The following is an 846-nucleotide window of genomic DNA, read 5'->3' as shown; positions in this document are numbered from 1 at the left end:
GCGGTTGCCAACATGGCGGAAGCAATCTCCACGAGGTGCTGACCACGAAACGGTATCATGGAACTATTGCCAATGCCGTCATGGCGAGAGTGTTAGCGCAATCGCTGTCACCGGAAGCGCGCGCTTATGTGCCGTGCTGGAATGCACATGAAGAATCCGCGTCCGCGCGGCCTCGTCGATTTCCTTGCCTTCGAGGAAATCGTCGATCTGTTCATACGTGACGCCATGGGCATCTTCGTCAGGACGAAGCGGGACAAGGTTCTCCAGGTCGGCGGTCGGGATCTTGTCGACGAGTTCGGGCGGAGCGCCCAGATGCGCGGCCAAGGCTCGCACCCTGCGTTTGTTTAGCCCCGAAAGAGGAAGGATATCGGCGGCGCCGTCGCCGAACTTGGTGAAGAAGCCCATCAGTGCCTCGGCCGCATGGTCGGTGCCGATGACCAGTCCTCGGCTGGCGCCGGCGAGCGCGAACTGGGCAATCATGCGCTGACGCGCCTTGATGTTGCCAAGCAAGAAATCCTCGCGGCCTGCGTCGCCGAACTCGACACCAGCCCGCTTGATCGAATCTAGCATTGCGTCGGCAGCCGGCTTGATGTCGACCCGATGCACTTCGTCCGCCCCTATGGTGTCCAAAGCCCGCTGGGCGTCGCTCTCGTCGGCCTGGTTGCCATACGGGAGCCGAACGGCCAGGAATTTGGCGTCGTATCCAGCCGTTCGCAGTTCCTCAACGGCCCGTTGAGCCAGAAGGGCCGCGGCAAGTGAATCCACCCCGCCGCTGATCCCCAGCACATAGGTGCTGAGCCCCGATGCACGCAGATACGTGCCGAGAAAGTCGATACGCCGGCGTGC

1 protein-coding gene is annotated in these 846 nt (G+C 62.2%); it reads right to left on the bottom strand.

The genetic code is table 11. The features are described from left to right. Positions 1-78: 78 nt before the first annotated feature. On the bottom strand, positions 79-846 hold a 768-nt coding region (gene nadE, locus NKI17_RS36855), incomplete at its 5' end, for an NAD(+) synthase (protein ID WP_352907952.1).

The organism is Mesorhizobium sp. M0816, assembly GCF_040320005.1.
Taxonomy (GTDB): domain Bacteria; phylum Pseudomonadota; class Alphaproteobacteria; order Rhizobiales; family Rhizobiaceae; genus Mesorhizobium.
This window is presented reverse-complemented; position numbering and strand designations above follow the sequence as displayed.